The sequence below is a fragment of the Flagellimonas crocea genome (genome assembly GCF_033441595.1).
Taxonomy (GTDB): domain Bacteria; phylum Bacteroidota; class Bacteroidia; order Flavobacteriales; family Flavobacteriaceae; genus Flagellimonas; species Flagellimonas crocea.
Map to the genome: position 1 here is coordinate 604,278 of NZ_JAUZVX010000004.1, position 17,471 is coordinate 621,748.

Sequence of the window (17,471 nt, forward strand, 5' to 3'; positions counted from 1 at the left end):
CAAAACTATTGATTTCTTTATTTTAAAAATTTAAATGAAGGTTAAATGCTGCACAATATTCTTATTTTTATCACCTCAAGTCCATAAAACGCATGAAATACCTAGAAGCGATTGGAAAATACTTCATCATGATTTGGGAAGTATTCAAAAAACCTACCAAGTGGCGCATCATGAAAATCTTGATCTTCAAGGAAATCGATGAGCTTATTTTCGGAGCAATGGGCATTATCGTGTTCATCTCCTTTTTCATAGGAGGGGTGGTCACCATTCAAACAGCACTCAATTTAACCAGTCCCTTACTGCCAAAGAGCCTTATTGGTTTTGCTACACGGCAGTCGGTAATCTTGGAGTTTGCACCTACGTTCACTTCCATAATCATGGCGGGTAAAGTGGGTTCCTACATTACTTCTAGCATAGGTACAATGCGGGTTACAGAGCAGATTGACGCACTGGAGGTAATGGGTGTCAACTCATTGAACTACTTGGTTTTTCCAAAAATAGCAGCTGTTATGCTGTATCCTTTTGCCGTGGCGGTTTCCATGTTCGTAGGAATTTTGGGAGGTTGGGTGGCCGCAGTTTTCGGGGGGTTTGCCCCAAGTGGGGAGTTCATCAAGGGACTTCAAATGGATTTTGATTCGTTCCACGTAACCTATGCGTTCATCAAATCCATTGTGTTTGCCTTTATCATCGCTACGGTTCCATCCTACCACGGATTTTATATGACGGGTGGTGCACTCGAAGTGGGTAAGGCCAGTACCACATCCTTTGTTTGGACCAGTGTGGTCATCATCATCGTAAATTATGTTTTAACACAACTGCTGCTGGGCTAATGATAGAAGTAGACAACATACACAAATCGTTCGGGGACAACCATGTGCTCAAAGGAATTTCCACTGAGTTTGAGAAAGGCAAGACCAACCTAATTATTGGACAAAGTGGCTCGGGAAAAACCGTATTCCTAAAATGCCTGCTAGGACTTTTTGAACCGGACGAAGGCAACATTTGCTACAACGGAAGATTCTATTCCAAACTGTCCGCTAAGGAAAGAAGGGATTTGAGGCAGGAAATGGGCATGGTATTTCAGGGCAGCGCACTTTTTGACTCCATGACCGTAGAAGGAAATGTAATGTTCCCGTTAGATATGTTCACCAAACAATCCCAATCGGAGAAACAGGACCGTGTGGATTTTGTACTGAAACGGGTAAACTTGGTGGATGCGCACAAAAGGTTTCCTGCGGAGATTTCAGGGGGAATGCAAAAAAGGGTAGCCATAGCACGTGCCATTGTGATGAACCCCAAATATCTGTTCTGCGACGAACCCAACTCGGGACTTGACCCCAAAACGGCCATACTTATAGACAATCTCATCCACGAGATTACGCAAGAATATGACATTACCACGATAATCAATACCCACGATATGAACTCGGTAATGGAAATTGGCGAAAAAATCATTTTCCTAAAAAATGGGCTTAAAGAATGGGAAGGAACCAACAAGGAAATTTTCAAGACCGATAATGAGGCTGTCACTGATTTTGTTTACTCTTCTGAACTTTTCAAAAAAGTACGCCAAATGTATATCGAAGAACGAAATTGATACAGAAATCGGACATCTAAAAAAATCACTCTGCCTCTTTAATTACCAAAGTGGAATCCTGTAGCCTAATTTTTAACCAAGCCAACATTTTCTTGGTATCCGATTCCTTTTGACTGGGGCTCACCCCGCTTTTCCAATCCACCTCAAAAACGGGAACTGTGTCCAGTTTCTTGAAATCCGTCCTTATTTGATACGAAAAACCTAAGGCATCTATATTCTCATAATTGGCCTTGGCTTCCGCGCTTATGTTTTGAAAAGGAATTTGTTTTCCTGCATTTTTTGTCAAAGTGGCCAGTTCTTCTTCAAGCAACCTGATCTGCTCATCTTTGTTCAGCAATTCGGCCTTGTTCTTCTCATAAAGTTCGCTTACATAATTGAACTTCTCTTCGGAATCATCCCTGCCCCCTTGAATAATATGCAATTCGGCATCCTTAAGCCTGTTGTATTCGTTCTTCTGCGTTCTCCACGTGTTGATAATGTTATCGGGGACCAGTTCATCCCCCATAAAAACCACCTCGATCATAGAGGTACCATCATCAACATATTCCAATTTCGTAAGGTTGTCCACATAGCGTCCAGCACCATCAAACTGATAAACTTCAACGGTACCTTGTAAAAACTCCTGTGCTTGCTTCATAAAAAGTGATTCCTGAAACACATTGTAAAAAGTAAATCCAGCAGGAATCATCACCAAAATTCCGGTAATGGATGCCAAACGTGCAATCAGTCTTCTCCGTTGTGAATTGGCGTAACGTACCATGGGAAACCTCAAAAACTTAATGACCAAAAAGGTGGCCAAGCCAATAAAAATGGTATTAATGATAAATAGGTACATGGCTCCCGCTGCATATAGGGGTTTGCCTATGGCCAAACCAAAACCTACGGTACACAAAGGTGGCATAAGTGCCGTTGCAATGGCCACACCAAAAATAACACTGGCTATGGTACCCTTTTTTGCCCGGGCAATCACCAAGGCAAGTCCACCAAAAAATGCAATCAGTACATCTCGGATATCGGGCTTGGTACGTGCCAAAAGTTCTGATGACTCATCACGCAGGGGAAAAAAATAGAAAAACAGGAATGCGGTTATCACACTCAACACCACCATTACGGTAAAGTTCTTTAGTGATCTTCGAAGCGTATCAATATCATTAATGGCCAAGGACATCCCCATCCCCAAAATGGGACCCATAAGCGGGGAAATAAGCATGGCACCGATAACCACTGCGGTAGAGTTGGCATTCAATCCGATGGAAGCAATAAAAATGGAACAGACCAAAATCCAAGAGGTATGGTTCTTAAAGGGAATATCCGCGATTATGGATTCCTTTGTAGCTGCAGCATCGGTGTTGGAGCGGATTTCCAATAAATCCGAAAGGAACTTGCGCACACTGCCCAAAAGTCCTTTGAAATCCTTTTTTACCTCATCTCCGCTATCCTGTCCGGCAGATGTTTCCACTTTATTTTGATCTTCACTCATATATTATGCAAACTTGTCCCCAAATTTTTCCTTTACCTGGTTCAATACGTTTTTGATATCCTGTTGTTTGTCCTTCGGATAAATCAAAAGTACGTCTTCTTTATCTACAATAATGTAATCTTCCAGACCATCTACCACAACGACTTTTCCTTTTGGGGAGCGGATCATATTCCCTTTGGCGTCTTCCAATAGTACCTGTGCGTTGACCACCGCATTGTTTGCATGGTCCTTGTCCAATTTATCGTACAGGGCACCCCAAGTGCCCAGGTCGTTCCAATCAAAGGTCGCAGGTAAGGTATAGATTGCTTTGGATTGTTCCAAGATTGCATAATCGATGGATATGTTTTCTGCCTTTGCATAATTTTCTTGGATAAAGGCCTTCTCATCTCCCGTATTGTAGCACGAAATTCCTTCTCCGAACAACTCGTATTGACCGGGCTGATATTCTTTAAATGCTTCGACTATGGTCTGTACACTCCACATGAATATGCCGGCATTCCAAAGAAAGTTGCCCTGCGCCAAAAACTCTTTTGCCGTTTCATAATCTGGCTTTTCCCTAAACTGTGATACTTTTTTCAGGCTTTCGTTACTTCCCTTTTCAAATTCGATATATCCAAAACCTGTGTTAGGAAAAGTTGGCTTTATTCCCAAAGTGCACAAGGCGTTTTCTTTTTCGCATTTATCAAAACAGGCTTTAACATCCTTTTCAAAAGCTGCTTCGTCCTCTATCCAATGATCACTGGGCGCCACGATCATTACGGCATCAGGGTTCATTTTCTGAATTTTCAAAGAGGCATATAGAATACAGGGAGCTGTATTGCGCATGGCAGGCTCCAAAACCACTTGATCTTGATTCACCATGGGCAATTGCTCCAAAACCAAATCGTTGTAGCGCTCATTGGTCAGAATCAAAATATTTTCGGTGGGAATGAACCTATTTAAACGGTCAAACGTTTTCTGGATCAAAGTCTTCCCTGTTCCCAACATATCGTGGAACTGTTTGGGGTTAGAGGATGTACTTACAGGCCAAAATCGAGAACCAACTCCTCCTGCCATTAAAACTGCGTAATAATTCTTGTTCATTTTACTGTTCTTCTAATTAAAATGCTAGTTACCTTGGCACATCTTGAACCAGCTCAACCTCCGCATTGGGCTGGAACAAATATAATCTGCCAGTGGATAACTCCACACATTCGTACCGTTTTACTTTTTTGTTTCCTTTCTTGAACAACCTGCCATTGTATAGCCTAAAAACACTGCCTTGCGGTAATTCGTATACATAACTTTTTGTCCTTTCTTCTTTATCAAAAGCTTTTAGCGCAATGGATAACCTGGCATCTGTGCTGCTGCTTGCCTTTGGATTTTTAAAATGGTTGGCAATTATCGGTAAGAGCTGTGTCGGAAAAACTTCTGGCCGAATAAAAGGAACCATTAAGTGCTGAAAGGTACGTTTCCATTCCACTCCATGTGGTTTTATTCGACGACCGTACGTTTCAAAGGCTACCAAATGCGCAATTTCATGGATGAGCGTGATCAGGAACCGGTATTTGTTGAGGGAAGCATTTACTGTAATAAGATGCAATCCGTTGGGCAACCTTCTATAATCACCATGTCTGGTAACCCGATGGTTTACAATTTTTAAATGTACCCCATGGGTTTTGATAAGCTCAAAACATGGAGCCACAGCAAGCTCGGGAAGGTATTTTTGAAGGGTGGTTTCCATTATTCGTCAAACGAAAATAGGCATTCGTCAATTAATAACATCTTATGCTAAAAACGTTTTTTACATTTTAAAAAAAATACACATGAGGTCAATTGTCTCTTTCCTAATTTTTACGGTATCATTTGTATCCTTTTCCCAAAAGCCCCATAATCTTGAAAAGATATTGTGGGAAAGGGTTCAAAATTGCCATTCACTATTTGAACCGGATGAGGATGGTATTCTAGAGTACAATAAAATTGATGATTCCAATAATGGATATTTAAGTGTTTGGGGCAGTTACCCTACCTGCGGATGCACTTGTAGTTCAACTGTTGGTGCATACAAGGATATAAATGGCAATTATACGCTCTTGCAAAAGGAAGAATTCCTGTGCGAGTACGAAAAATCAATTTCATCCAATAAAGATCTGGATAAAATCCTACCTAAGGACTTCGGTATACATACTTTTTCCGAGAAAGAGCTTAATATTAATTCCAAGTACGCGGTATTTTTCTTGGATGTCGACATACCAAGAGTAGGAACTGACACCAAATTCACATTACGACTTATTCCCTTTGGGATTTTACAAGAACAAAAGGACTCTGTAATTTCCTATAGCTACTTGCAAGAAAGTGAAAACTCGTCGGTCCATTACTTAAAAGAAATAGAATACATGGCCAACGAAATCATTGATGACAGCACATTGACATATTTATTAAAAAAAGAATATGAAAGCATTCATATGGTCGACAGAAAATTTATTGAAAAAAGAGTGATAGGGCCAGACTCATGGAACTATTTCGAATCCTTTGACGAACTCTCGGAAAAATTGAACATATTAAAAAATGCCTACGATATTTATTCCCAACTGGAGTTTATGTCCGTTATGATGCAATGGAACAGGGAAAAGGCCCAGTTCGAAGTAAAATCAAAAAGTGATGGACCCAAGACCATGACATTTAAAGAATTTATACTGGATAATGAATTCTGGATACCTATTTGCTGAAAAAACAAGGTCAATCCTTACTCTTACGGCGTACTATTGCTAACCTGCAATAATTTTCCATTGTACAGTTTTTGTCCTGTCAAAGCAAATTCCTTGATATAGCCAGCCATCTCAAAAGCTGTAACCGGAGCTTTATAATCAGGGAAGGCTTCTTCCAACATTTCGGTCTGTACGGCACCCAAGGCCAACACGTTAAAACTTGGTCCGGTTTCCTTATACTCTTCCGCCAATAACTCTGTCAAGGTGATTACAGCGCCCTTGCTGGAACTGTAGGCAGAGAGTCCAGGAAACTTCATACTACCCTGCACCCCTCCCATAGAACTCACGGTCACTACATGTCCCCCTTGGCCCATCAAGGGCAACACGGCCTTGGTCATTTCGGCCACACCGAACACGTTTACTTTGTAAACATTCTCAAATTCTTCAGCCGTGGTTTCCTCAAATGGTTTGTTCAACAACCTTCCAGCATTGTTTATGAGCACATCCACCACATGCCATTGTTCCAAAAAACCATGCAACTTCTCAAAGTCGGCAGAGTTGCCCAAATCAAACTGAAATGAATGTACGTTGGACAAGTTGAGTGCTTTTACGGGCTCATCATTTCGGGACAAGGCCAAAACCTGATGTCCTTCCCTTGCAAAAAGTTTTACCAGTTCAAAACCTATTCCCCTGCTTGTACCTGTTATAATAATTTTTGCCATGTTACAAATGATTTGTCATTCCCGAGAAATCGGGAATCCATAAAACTTTTACCCCCGACTGCGCTCGACGTAATATTTTTAAAACCTAGTTCAACTTAATCTCTGAGGCCGGAGCATTGGCGACACCTTCGATTACCGGGATGGTCTTGTTCACCAAAGTGGCCATATGTTCAAAGTCCATAAGTTCAGGTTCATCGCCCGGCTTATGATAGTAATTAAAATTGGTGAAGTCAAACGTACAAAAGGTATGGGAAGGCACTCCAAATTCTTGATGGAATGGATAATTGTCCGACCTCTGATACAGATTGAACTCCTTGGCGGTTGGTAAGAATCCTACCAAGTTTTCCTTAGCATACTTATTGCCTACCTCGGCCAAATTGGACATGTCGTATCCCGTGATATACATAAAATAGTCCTTCCCTTTCAGTGGTACCCCGGTCATTTCAAAGTTGAGCATGGTGTAAAGGTTCACATCCTGTTCCTTTAACTTCTTTGCCAAGTGTTTTGAACCCAACAAACCTTTCTCCTCTGCACTGAACAACGCAAAAATAAGAGTGCGCTTGTTTGTCTTACTTGTCCCAAAATAACGGGCCATTTCCAAAACCGATGTCGTACCCGATGCATTGTCGTTGGCTCCGTTGGCAATAAAATCTCCGTTCTCCGGCTTCACTGTCCCAATGTGATCATAGTGTGCCCCTATTAAAATAAACTCGTCCTTAAGTTCCGGGTCGTTGCCTTCCACAACACCTACAATATTGAAGGCCGGCTTTTTAAAATTGGACAGCGTATCACGATATGTCTCAAAATAAGGTTTGAGCCCATAGGACTTGAAATAATTTTCGATATACTTTGCGGCCATTTCAATGCCTTCACTTCCGGCCTCTCTACCCTTCATATCATCGGAAGCCAGATAATTCATCATTTCACCGATGCGCTCTGCATCCGTAAATGTTTCACTTGATGTTTTACTTTCTGGCGATACATTTGTTGTTTGAACAACCTTTGCGGAACCACAACTTACTATTAGTATGGCTAAAACATAGAACAGTATTCTCATTATTGTTGTTTTTTGAATTTTTTAAAGATAAAAAAAAGCATCCCGAAAAGGATGCTTTTTAATTTATGTATTCTTGATCGTGCTCAAATTGACGATTTTATGCCAACATGGTCACCGGGTTCTCCAAGTAAGCCCTCAACGTTTGAAGGAACTGGGCACCAGTGGCACCATCGACCGTTCTGTGGTCACAGGCCAAAGTAACTTTCATGGTGCTTCCAACTACTATCTCCCCATTTTTTACAACGGGTTTATCAACGATTGCCCCTACGGATAAAATGGCCGAGTTGGGCTGATTGATGATCGAAGTAAATTCTTGGATACCGAACATTCCCAGATTCGAAACGGTAAAAGTGCTTCCTTCCATTTCATCCGGCTTAATTTTCTTGTTTCTTGCTCTTCCCGCCAAATCTTTCACAGCAGTTCCCAATTGGGTCAAGCTCATTTGGTCAGCAAACTTGATTACTGGAACCACAAGGCCCTCATCCACCGCAACGGCTACTCCCATATGAATGTGGTGCTTGTACAGCATGGAATCTCCATTCCAAGTCGTATTTACCTGTGGATGCTTTTTAAGTGCCATAGCACAGGCTTTCAACACCATATCGTTGAAAGAAACCTTGGTATCGGGCAAATTGTTTATTTGTACACGGGAAGCCTTGGCATTGTCCATATCTACCTCAATGGTAAGATAGTAATGCGGTGCCGTGAATTTGGACTCTCCCAAACGCTTGGCTATCACCTTGCGCATGGTGGAGTTTTTCACCTCTTCCACGCTTTCTTCGCCAACAGGCAGTGCAACCGGTGCTACCGCAGGGGAAGCTTCCGTCTTTTCAGCTGTGGGCGCTGCTTTTTCTGTTGGTGTAAAGTTCTCAATATCTTTTTTGACGATTCTTCCGTTATCCCCAGATCCTTTTACATCCGCCAGGTTGATTCCTTTTTCATCGGCAATCTTTTTGGCCAATGGCGACGCGAATATGCGCTGTCCGTCTTGGGTAACAGGCGCCGTTTCTTCTGTCTTGGTAGATGCTTCTTCTTTTGGAGCGGTTTCCTTGCTCGCTTCTTTTTTGGAAGCGCTCTTGGAAGAACCACCTGAAGCTTGTGACTTCAATACAGCATCAACATCGGTTCCTTCTGGGCCAATAATGGCCAACAATGAATCCACGGGAGCTCCTTCGCCTTCTTGAATACCGATATGAAGCAAAGTTCCTGAGTAGAAAGATTCAAATTCCATCGTGGCCTTGTCCGTCTCGATCTCTGCCAAGATATCACCTTCCTCTACGGTGTCGCCAACACTTTTCAACCAACTGGCAACGGTTCCTTCCTCCATGGTATCGCTCAATCGAGGCATGGTTATGATCTCCACTCCCTCGGGAATATCCGCTGGTTCGCTATCGGAATCATCGGAACTTTCCTCTGCTTCAGGTTCGGAAGCTTCTTCTTTTTCAGAATCGGAAGAACTTTCTGATCCGCCATTCAACAGACCTGAAATATCCTCTCCTTCCTCACCGATAATGGCCAAAAGTGAATCAACCGGGGCTCCATCACCTTCCTCTATTCCAATGTGGAGCAAAGTCCCTTCATGGAAAGATTCAAATTCCATGGTAGCTTTGTCCGTTTCGATTTCGGCCAATATATCTCCTTCTTCGACTTTGTCCCCTACTTTCTTGAGCCATTTTGCCACGGTTCCTTCTTCCATGGTATCGCTCAATCTAGGCATGTTGATTACTTCTGCCATCTAATTATAATTTATGTTGTAAAAATGGATAGTCTTCTTGTTCGTAAACGGTGTCGTACAACTGTTCTATTGGTGGGAAATCCGATTCCTCGGCAAATTTCTCGCACTCTTTTACCAAGTCCTTCACCTTTTTATCGATTTTCTTAAGGTCTTCCTCGGATGCATATCCTTTCTCTAGAATCACATCTTTGACCTGTGTGATCGGATCTATCTTTTTATATTCTTCTACTTCTTCTTTTGTTCGGTAATGTTGTGCATCGGACATGGAGTGTCCACGGTATCTGTACGTCTTCATCTCCAAGAATGTTGGACCTCCTCCTGTTCTTGCGCGCTCAATGGCCTTGTCCATTTCTTTGGCAACGATTGCAGGGTCCATTCCATCCACAGGGCTACATGGCATTTCGTAACCAAGCCCAAGTTTCCAGATATCGGTGGAATGTGATGTACGTGCTACGGAAGTACCCATGGCGTAGCCATTGTTCTCACAAACAAAAACAACGGGCAGCTGCCACAACATGGCCAAGTTGAAGGCCTCGTGAAGAGAACCTTGTCTTACGGCACCATCGCCCATGTAACAAAGTGTTACTGAATCTCTTTTAAAATATTTATCGGCAAATGCCAATCCGGCACCCAAAGGAATCTGTCCACCTACGATTCCGTGCCCACCATAAAAACGGTGTTCTTTGGAAAAGATGTGCATGGAGCCTCCCATACCTTTGGAAGTACCTGTTACCTTTCCAAAAAGTTCGGCCATCACCCTTTTTGGGTCCACACCCATCCCAATCGGCTGTACGTGGTTACGGTAAGCGGTGATCATACGGTCCTTTTCGAGGTCCATAGCGTGCAGGGCACCTGCCAAAACGGCTTCCTGACCATTATAAAGGTGCAGGAACCCCCTAACCTTTTGTTGAATATATACGGCGGCTAATTTGTCCTCGAATTTTCTCCAGAACGACATATCCTCATACCATTTGAGGTAAACTTCTTTGGTAATTTTTTTCATCTACAGTAGTATTAAATGAATTTCCCCAGTGGTAGGGAAGAGCAAAAATACATATATATCTCTTTTGGAAAAAGAATTGAATTAAGAATCGCCCAAAAATGAGCTATTGAATGCCAGAGGTAAAATATCGGTTACTGAAGCGCATTTGAAAACTGGTCCTTTTTCCGACCCCAACAGTATGGATATTGGAGAGTCTTGCCGCTGTTCGTATTCAACAATGGATTGCCTACAATTGCCACAAGGGGCGGCCGGAAGACCTATTTTATTTTCCGTGGAAGCGGCGCTAATGGCTATGGACCTTATCACAACCCCTGGATATCTGGCCCCTGCCTGAAAAACTGCCACCCGCTCGGCACATAGGCCGGACGGATATGAAGCGTTCTCTTGGTTGTTGCCGATAATCACTTCTCCGTTCTCTAGCAACAAGGCGGCCCCCACTTTAAAATTGGAGTAGGGAGCATAGGCATTTTCCCTAGCCACTATAGCCTTCTGTAACAATTTTTGATCGTTTTGTGACAACTCCATTCTGTCCTCAAAAACGAGAAGCTCAAAACCAATTTTCTTTTTTTCCATATATGTTTTTGGGTCTATCCCAAAAATAAGAAAACCTGCCCCAAGGGACAGGTTTTACGTTATCTAATTTATATTCTTCCTAATCGTTGTAAAATTCTTCACCAAAATTAAAGGTAAGGGAGAATCGCAAGGTGTTTTCCAATGGATTTCTGACTTGTGATGTTGAGAATAGATAGGAAAGGTCTATCTGAGCGGATTTAAATTTGAACCCTGCTCCCAAGGTAAAGAACTTCCTGGATCCTTTTTCTTCGCTTTCGTTAAAATAACCGCTGCGGAGCATAAAGGCCTCCCTAAATCTATATTCGGCCCCGAGGGCCCACGTCACCTCCTTCAACTCTTCACTAAATCCATCGGGCGCATCACCAAAGGATTCAAAAATTCCATTGAAGAAACTGATATTTTGATACTCATCATTGTCCTCTGCGGTAATTTCCCCATCTCCATTGAAATCCCTTGGCGTTGGAACCAATAATTTGTTGAACTCGGTACTGATGGCCAGAACGTTATCCTGGTCAAAAATAAAATCGAACCCTCCGCCCAGTTTTAAATTGGTCGGCAAGAAATTCTCCTGTCCCCCTTCGTCATATTGCAAGGAACCACCAATATTGGATATATTGAAACCAAACCTCCAACGACCATCATAATTACTGTAGGCAATTTCCGGTGACCTATAAAAACCTGCAACATCAACCGCAAAGGCATTGGCCGCTTGGGAATCCTGCGAACTGTCCTGAAACCTTAGATTGGAACTGATGAACCGTCCGGCCACTCCCATGGAAAAACTTGGGCTCAACTTTAAGGAGTAAGAGGCATCCAGCGCAAATTCATTGGGCTTGACCAAGGTCGGTTGCTGGTCAAAGGTCTGCCTCAATTCTATTTCACCCAATCCAAAATAACGAAGTCCAAACGCAAAGGCACTACGGTCATTGAGTTTGTTGTAATAATTGGCGTTCAATAGGGAAACATCGTTCACGATGGTTTCCAAATAAGGGGTATAACTGATTCCAACTCCGGATTTTTGGGTCGCAAAGGCATATTTTGCGGGGTTCCATTGTTGGGAATATGCATCAAAAGATGTTGCGACGCCCATATCCCCCATACCGGACGCCCTAGCATCTGCGGCAATGGTAAGAAAAGGAACTGCTGTTGTTATTGCCCTTTCCTGCTGAGCGTTTATCCAAGGGGCTACGGTAAGCAACACTACCAATACAAGTAACTTTTTCATTCTAAGTATTTAGCGTTTAGTAAAGTTTAAGGTTCCAAGGAATATTTTTGGATCTTACTACAAGTAAACGTTCTTTTCTGTAAATTCTTGTAATTATCGGTTTATTTTTTGAGATATTGGGTTGCCCCAAAGATAATGTCAAGGTTTCCTGAACTTCTTTATCGTTAAAAACATAGCTCCCCATACTAATTGGTCCTGTTCTCCGTTACAAAGGTGTAGCATGTGCCAAATATCACATTGCCAGAAATATTTGATGAGCACAAAATATAATGGTGAAAACACCGTTTTAATGCCATTGAAGCATTTTAAAAATCAAAACAAGTCGAAGTTACTGAGGGTAGAAAGCCCTGAGTTTTAAAGTACTCAAGCCCAAATTATGAAAAAACACTTAATCAAAGTTGTACTTTCTTGCGCCGTAGTGATGGGGAGTTTTTCAAGTTGTAAGAACTCTTCCTCGTCTAAGAACGTCTCCAGAGCCACTGGCTGGAAAATTAATGCCAAAGAAGGAGGATTCCAATACAACTCGGATTTCAAGGAGCAAGAAACGCCTCCGGGAACCGTATTTGTAGAGGGTGGAACTTTTACAAAAGGTAAGGTCCAAGATGATATTATGCACGATTGGAACAATACGCCCACCCAACAGCACGTGCAATCCTTTTATATGGACGAAACGGAGGTGACCAACGTAATGTACCTAGAGTATTTGGATTACCTGAAGGAAGTCTATCCTCCGGACAACCCAAATTATGCCAACATCTATAAAGGTGCCCTACCGGATACCTTGGTTTGGAGAAACCGTTTGGGCTTTAACGAAACCATGACCAACAACTATTTGAGACATCCTGCGTATGCCGAATATCCCGTTGTAGGTGTAAACTGGGTGCAAGCGACCCAATATGCCGAATGGAGAACGGACAGGGTGAACGAAGTGATGTTGGAAAGGGAAGGCTACTTGGCCGAGGACACCAAATACAAAGTCCTTAACGGAGAATTGGAAGGTACTTTTAGTACCGAGGCCTATTTGAACAATCCAGAATCCGTTTATGGAGGGGAAATTGATTCTCTTCAGGGAAAACAAAAGAAAGATTCCATCAATACATTTGCAAAAAGAAGTAGCGGTGTCATCATGCCAGAGTACAGGCTTCCTACTGAAACAGAATGGGAATATGCCGCACAAGCACTTGTTGGAACAAGGGAATACAACAACTACAGGGGTAGAAAAAAATATCCATGGGAAGGTGACTATACCCGTAACGGCCAACGTGTAGGTAGAGGTGACCAATTGGCCAACTTTAAACAAGGTAAAGGTGATTATGGCGGTATTGCCGGATGGTCCGATGATGGTGCCGACATTACAGGTCAGGTCAAATCATACAAACCCAACGATTTTGGTCTTTACGATATGGCCGGAAACGTAAACGAATGGGTGGCCGATGTTTATCGTCCTATTGTAGATGATGAAATCAGTGATTTCAATTACTACCGTGGAAACGTTTTCATGAAAAAAGCCATTGGCGAAGATGGAAAAGTGGAAATATTGAGGGATGAAATTGTATACGATACCTTGCCAAATGGTAAAATCGTAGCTATCAATCTTCCTGGAGAAATCAAAGAAGTTGCGGTTACTGAGGAAGAAACTTATCTGAGGACAAACTTTGACAAGAGCGACAACAGGGGTTATCGAGATGGTGACCCAGGTTCTTCAAGATTCTTTGACCGCTTTAGCGAAGAAGATGGTGACAATCAAAAAATGTACGACTCCCCTAAACATAAAGTGGAGCGTAATGATGAAGGTGAACTTGTACGTCAGTATGATGAATCCAACTACAGAACATCTTTGATCAACAACGAAGTTCGTGTGTACAAAGGTGGTTCGTGGAGAGACAGGGCTTACTGGCTTGATCCTGCACAACGTAGATACTTGCCACAATATATGGCAACGGACGATATAGGCTTTAGATGTGCCATGTCCCGAGTTGGATCTAAATCCAAATCCAAGAAAACGGTACGTCACAAAAAAGCGAGATAAAAAACTTCTTGAGTATTTTAAAAGCCCCGGCCAAAAGGTCGGGGCTTTTTTTTATCTTCGATTTATGACAATGGAAGAGTTGCACGCTCTGTTCTTGGAGCATCCCACAATATGCACGGACACTCGGAAAATCACCGAAAACTGTCTGTTCTTTGCCCTTAAGGGTCCCAATTTTAATGGTAATGAGTTTGCTCAGGAAGCTCTGGAAAAGGGTGCTGCCTATGCCATTATTGACGAAGAAGACTTTAAAGCTTCGGATAGGTTTGTTCTGTGTGATAGTGTCTTGGGAACCTTACAAAAATTGGCAACACACCACAGAAAGTATTCCAGCGCAAAAATTGTTTCGCTTACAGGAAGTAATGGTAAAACCACCACCAAGGAGCTCATCAATGCTGTCATCTCCAAAAAATACAGGACCATAGCCACCCAAGGCAATCTCAACAACCATATTGGCGTACCCATGACCCTATTGTCCATAAAAGAGAATACTGAAATCGCCATTGTGGAAATGGGCGCCAACCATCAAAAGGAAATTGAATTCCTATGCAGCATCGCCCAGCCCGATTTTGGTTATATCACCAATTTTGGAAAGGCACATTTGGAAGGTTTTGGAGGTGTGGAGGGCGTTATCAAAGGGAAAAGTGAACTTTATGATTATTTAATCGGCCACAACAAGTATGTTTTCCTAAATGCCGACGATGACATTCAGAAGGAGAAATTGGCAAACTATACCAAAAAAATGGGCTTTAGCTCCAGCGACCATCAATATTATCAAATAAAGTTCCTTGGGGTCGACCCTTACGTTTCTTTAGAGGTAGAAGGAAATCAAATACATACACAATTGGTCGGCAAGTACAACTTTCCGAATTGTTGTGCGGCCATTTTAATCGGCAAATACTTTAATGTACCCATTACAGCTATAAAATCGGCCATTGAAAGCTACCGACCAGAAAACAACAGATCGCAGTTGCTTTCAAAAAATGGTTTCGACATCATACTCGATGCCTACAACGCAAACCCTACGAGTATGAGGGCTGCCTTGGAAAACTTCAGCCTGATGAAGGCCAAAAGAAAAACTTTGATCATCGGGGATATGTTCGAACTTGGCAGTACCGCGGCAGAAGAGCATCAATCCATTGCCGACCTTGCAGAAAACCTTCATTTTGACGAAATCTATTTGGTAGGCGAGAATTTCTATGGAACCAAGACTTCTTTGAGTAAATTCAAATCGTTTGATGCCTTAAAAGAGCATCTGACAAAGCATCCTTTGGAAAAAGCATCACTCCTAATTAAAGGTTCGCGGGGAATGGCCTTGGAGCGGGTGTTGGATTTACTGTAGACTAATCGTTTAATTGAGTAGGCTAGCGTTTAGTATATGAAGCGGAGCCTGCCGATAGGCGGCTATGATTTCATATACAGTGTTATATACTTTTTTTGTTTTTTTCAATTTTATTTAAATTGTCTTGGAATTTATTCAGTCTGTCTATCCAGTCTTGTAACTCCTTTTCAACTCTTAATCCTTTGTCCTTAATAAGGTCTAATTGAATTTCTTGTCCTCTAATTTGACAATGTGAGCAATCATTAACATGAGTCTCATAAGTCATGTAATCCCACCATGCTATAAAGTCCAACCAAATTGGGTCATACATTGGATTTCTCTGAATTGACCATGAATAAATCAGATTGGGAGTTTCATCATTTAATTCCCATCTTGGTTTTCCATTGAATTTTCTTTCAACCTCCTCTACAATTATCCACCCTGATTTCTCCAATCGATTTCTCAATTGAGCAATCTGCTTACCTTGTTTTGTTTTGGATAAATCAATCTTGACATTCAATTTCTGTTTTTTTTCAATTGTATACAACGGTTCTCGGCTATGATTTCGTTGTGGCTGGCGGCTGGTGAGCGACGGCGCGGGCCGGTGCGATTTTCCAGCGAGTCAGAGTCGCGGTACGAAAGCATTCCCGTGGTTAATTATTTTCTTAAAAGTAGGGAATTTAGTTCAAGTCAAGAGGAAACAATGAATTATAGCCAGTGTTCTACACCGTTTTTATCAGCGCCCTTTTTTCAAAATTATAATTCCATATGAATATCTTCCATTTGGAAGTCGATTCAAAAAGTTTTGAAATTGGTCGTTTAAATCAAAATATTCATTTAGAATTGCAAATAATTTTCTTGCTTTTAGAACTTCACTTGGCAGTTCAATTTTATTCTGCTTGTAATAGAAATCAGATGTTAATTGCCAAAAATATGCTATGTTTTCATATTCATTTTTTATGGTTTGGAATGCTATGGTTGTTCCGTCTAATCCTGTTATGCAATTTTCTATTTCATCGCAATCTTTAAGATTTTCAAATCCGTTTTTGTTCAATTTATATACAATTGATTTAGCCATTCGGTCTGAAATAGTAATTTTTTGTATCAAACTATCTTTAACCCATTCCTTTCTGTTGATTTGATATACTTTATGATTCAAAGAACCCAAAAACTCTCCGTTTTTATATTCTATTAACTCAACTAATTGATAATTAGAAACTTTGATTCGATAAATTTTTTCGTGAATTTCACTATCAAATTCGGTTTTCACTTGGGCAAATAAAAATTGTAGTCCAAGAACTAATCCGATTAATGAGATGTAGAGTGTTTTTTTCAAATGGTGTAGAACTTGTTTATATAAATATAAAATACATCTATATACCCCAAAAATGGCATAAAATCGATGTATTTGATCATCTTCTATTGGAATCGTTATTTGGTCGAGACCAAAAGCTCCCGTACATCCACATCCAAAGCATTGGCAATCTGAAACAATGTTTCAACCCTTGGCTGCATATCATTCCGGCACCATTTTGAAACCGTATTTGTGTTCATATCCAATTCCTCCGCCAACCAATTATTGGTTTTTCCATTTTCGGCCAAAACCGCTTTGATTCTATTATAGAATGGTTTATCCATAGTATTTGCTGTCACTGAGCAATAAAAATAATTAAGAAAAATAAATGTTATACGTATTAAAATATGCCTTATTAGGAGATTTAAAAATCTTTACATAACTTTGAAATGCTTTATTGGGAGATAAATAGACTTTTAAAGTTTTTTTAGAGATAAAAATATAACTATGAGTAAAAGGTTCACCAAATCAGACCTAGAACAAATCATCAGCCTACAACAAGAAAGCCTAGAGGCCATGCAAAAAGTATTGGGCGGTTTACGTAACCAAAACGATCGCTTGGAGCGCAGTAACCAAAAACTAAGAAAAAGGATTTCTGAATATGAGTAGAAAAAGTGGGATATACTGGATTCGAACCAGTGACCTCTGCCCTGTCAAGGCAGCGCTCTAAACCAACTGAGCTAATATCCCT

The 17,471-nt window shown here is 41.4% G+C and carries 18 protein-coding genes and 1 tRNA gene; 6 read left to right on the plus strand and 13 right to left on the minus strand.

Features of this window, described 5'->3' with window-relative positions; translation table 11 throughout:
- The first annotated feature begins 92 nt into the window (after positions 1–92).
- Complete coding sequence (locus SD449_RS16115) at positions 93–830, plus strand: MlaE family ABC transporter permease (RefSeq protein WP_318312043.1); 738 nt, start codon at positions 93–95, stop codon at positions 828–830.
- Positions 830–1,597, plus strand: coding sequence for an ABC transporter ATP-binding protein (locus SD449_RS16120; RefSeq protein ID WP_318312045.1), 768 nt, complete (start codon positions 830–832; stop codon positions 1,595–1,597). Before SD449_RS16115 ends, SD449_RS16120 begins: the two co-directional genes overlap by 1 nt.
- Before the next feature lie 25 nt (positions 1,598–1,622).
- Here the strand turns inward: SD449_RS16120 and SD449_RS16125 are convergent, their stop codons facing one another.
- The 3 genes from SD449_RS16125 to SD449_RS16135 are packed head-to-tail and all read right to left on the minus strand — an operon-like array spanning position 1,623 to position 4,800.
- Complete coding sequence (locus SD449_RS16125; RefSeq protein WP_318312047.1) at positions 1,623–3,077, minus strand: DUF389 domain-containing protein; 1,455 nt, start codon at positions 3,075–3,077, stop codon at positions 1,623–1,625.
- 3 nt (positions 3,078–3,080) lie between these two features.
- Complete coding sequence (locus tag SD449_RS16130) at positions 3,081–4,160, minus strand: mannose-1-phosphate guanylyltransferase (RefSeq protein ID WP_318312048.1); 1,080 nt, start codon at positions 4,158–4,160, stop codon at positions 3,081–3,083.
- A 28-nt stretch (positions 4,161–4,188) separates the two neighbouring features.
- Entirely contained in the window at positions 4,189–4,800 is a 612-nt protein-coding gene (locus tag SD449_RS16135; protein WP_318312050.1) for a SprT-like domain-containing protein, read from the minus strand.
- An 82-nt stretch (positions 4,801–4,882) separates the two neighbouring features.
- Here SD449_RS16135 and SD449_RS16140 point away from each other — a divergent pair, with 82 nt between their 5' ends.
- Positions 4,883–5,785, plus strand: coding sequence for a hypothetical protein (locus tag SD449_RS16140; RefSeq protein WP_318312052.1), 903 nt, complete (start codon positions 4,883–4,885; stop codon positions 5,783–5,785).
- A 23-nt stretch (positions 5,786–5,808) separates the two neighbouring features.
- Here the strand turns inward: SD449_RS16140 and SD449_RS16145 are convergent, their stop codons facing one another.
- The 6 genes from SD449_RS16145 to porV form a co-directional block, all read right to left on the minus strand.
- Positions 5,809–6,486 carry an SDR family NAD(P)-dependent oxidoreductase gene (locus SD449_RS16145; RefSeq protein WP_318312054.1) on the minus strand — a complete coding sequence of 226 codons (678 nt, stop codon included), beginning with the start codon at positions 6,484–6,486 and terminating at the stop codon, positions 5,809–5,811.
- A gap of 85 nt (positions 6,487–6,571) precedes the next feature.
- On the minus strand, positions 6,572–7,543 hold the full coding sequence (locus SD449_RS16150) for a M28 family metallopeptidase (RefSeq protein ID WP_318312056.1): 972 nt from the start codon (positions 7,541–7,543) through the stop codon (positions 6,572–6,574).
- Positions 7,544–7,640: 97 nt separating this feature from the next.
- Complete coding sequence (locus tag SD449_RS16155; RefSeq protein WP_318312057.1) at positions 7,641–9,278, minus strand: pyruvate dehydrogenase complex dihydrolipoamide acetyltransferase; 1,638 nt, start codon at positions 9,276–9,278, stop codon at positions 7,641–7,643.
- Between the two features lie 4 nt (positions 9,279–9,282).
- The gene (gene pdhA, locus SD449_RS16160) at positions 9,283–10,281 is read right to left on the minus strand and encodes a pyruvate dehydrogenase (acetyl-transferring) E1 component subunit alpha (RefSeq protein ID WP_318312059.1); all 999 of its coding nucleotides are present in this window, start codon (positions 10,279–10,281) and stop codon (positions 9,283–9,285) included.
- 81 nt (positions 10,282–10,362) lie between these two features.
- Positions 10,363–10,854, minus strand: a complete 492-nt coding sequence (gene cdd / locus SD449_RS16165; RefSeq protein WP_318312061.1) for a cytidine deaminase — start codon at positions 10,852–10,854, stop codon at positions 10,363–10,365.
- Between the two features lie 79 nt (positions 10,855–10,933).
- Positions 10,934–12,079 carry a type IX secretion system outer membrane channel protein PorV gene (porV, locus tag SD449_RS16170; RefSeq protein WP_318312063.1) on the minus strand — a complete coding sequence of 382 codons (1,146 nt, stop codon included), beginning with the start codon at positions 12,077–12,079 and terminating at the stop codon, positions 10,934–10,936.
- Positions 12,080–12,455: 376 nt separating this feature from the next.
- On the opposite strand from porV, the gene gldJ reads away from it, so the two are divergent.
- The gene (gene gldJ, locus SD449_RS16175; protein ID WP_318312064.1) at positions 12,456–14,108 is read left to right on the plus strand and encodes a gliding motility lipoprotein GldJ; all 1,653 of its coding nucleotides are present in this window, start codon (positions 12,456–12,458) and stop codon (positions 14,106–14,108) included.
- A 64-nt stretch (positions 14,109–14,172) separates the two neighbouring features.
- Positions 14,173–15,447 (plus strand): UDP-N-acetylmuramoyl-tripeptide--D-alanyl-D-alanine ligase, encoded by a 1,275-nt coding sequence (locus SD449_RS16180; protein ID WP_318312066.1) that lies wholly within the window; start codon positions 14,173–14,175, stop codon positions 15,445–15,447.
- A gap of 82 nt (positions 15,448–15,529) precedes the next feature.
- Here SD449_RS16180 and SD449_RS16185 read toward each other — a convergent pair whose 3' ends face one another.
- The 3 genes from SD449_RS16185 to SD449_RS16195 all read right to left on the minus strand — a co-directional run bounded on the left by SD449_RS16185 (position 15,530) and on the right by SD449_RS16195 (position 17,064).
- Positions 15,530–15,946 (minus strand): hypothetical protein, encoded by a 417-nt coding sequence (locus tag SD449_RS16185; RefSeq protein ID WP_318312068.1) that lies wholly within the window; start codon positions 15,944–15,946, stop codon positions 15,530–15,532.
- Between the two features lie 216 nt (positions 15,947–16,162).
- Positions 16,163–16,762 carry a hypothetical protein gene (locus SD449_RS16190; RefSeq protein WP_318312069.1) on the minus strand — a complete coding sequence of 200 codons (600 nt, stop codon included), beginning with the start codon at positions 16,760–16,762 and terminating at the stop codon, positions 16,163–16,165.
- A 95-nt stretch (positions 16,763–16,857) separates the two neighbouring features.
- Positions 16,858–17,064, minus strand: a complete 207-nt coding sequence (locus SD449_RS16195) for a helix-turn-helix transcriptional regulator (protein ID WP_318312070.1) — start codon at positions 17,062–17,064, stop codon at positions 16,858–16,860.
- Between the two features lie 163 nt (positions 17,065–17,227).
- Here SD449_RS16195 and SD449_RS16200 point away from each other — a divergent pair, with 163 nt between their 5' ends.
- The gene (locus SD449_RS16200; protein ID WP_207035124.1) at positions 17,228–17,389 is read left to right on the plus strand and encodes a hypothetical protein; all 162 of its coding nucleotides are present in this window, start codon (positions 17,228–17,230) and stop codon (positions 17,387–17,389) included.
- A 6-nt stretch (positions 17,390–17,395) separates the two neighbouring features.
- On the opposite strand, the gene SD449_RS16205 is transcribed toward SD449_RS16200, so the two are convergent.
- A tRNA-Val gene (locus tag SD449_RS16205) sits at positions 17,396–17,470 on the minus strand.
- Position 17,471: the final 1 nt, after the last annotated feature.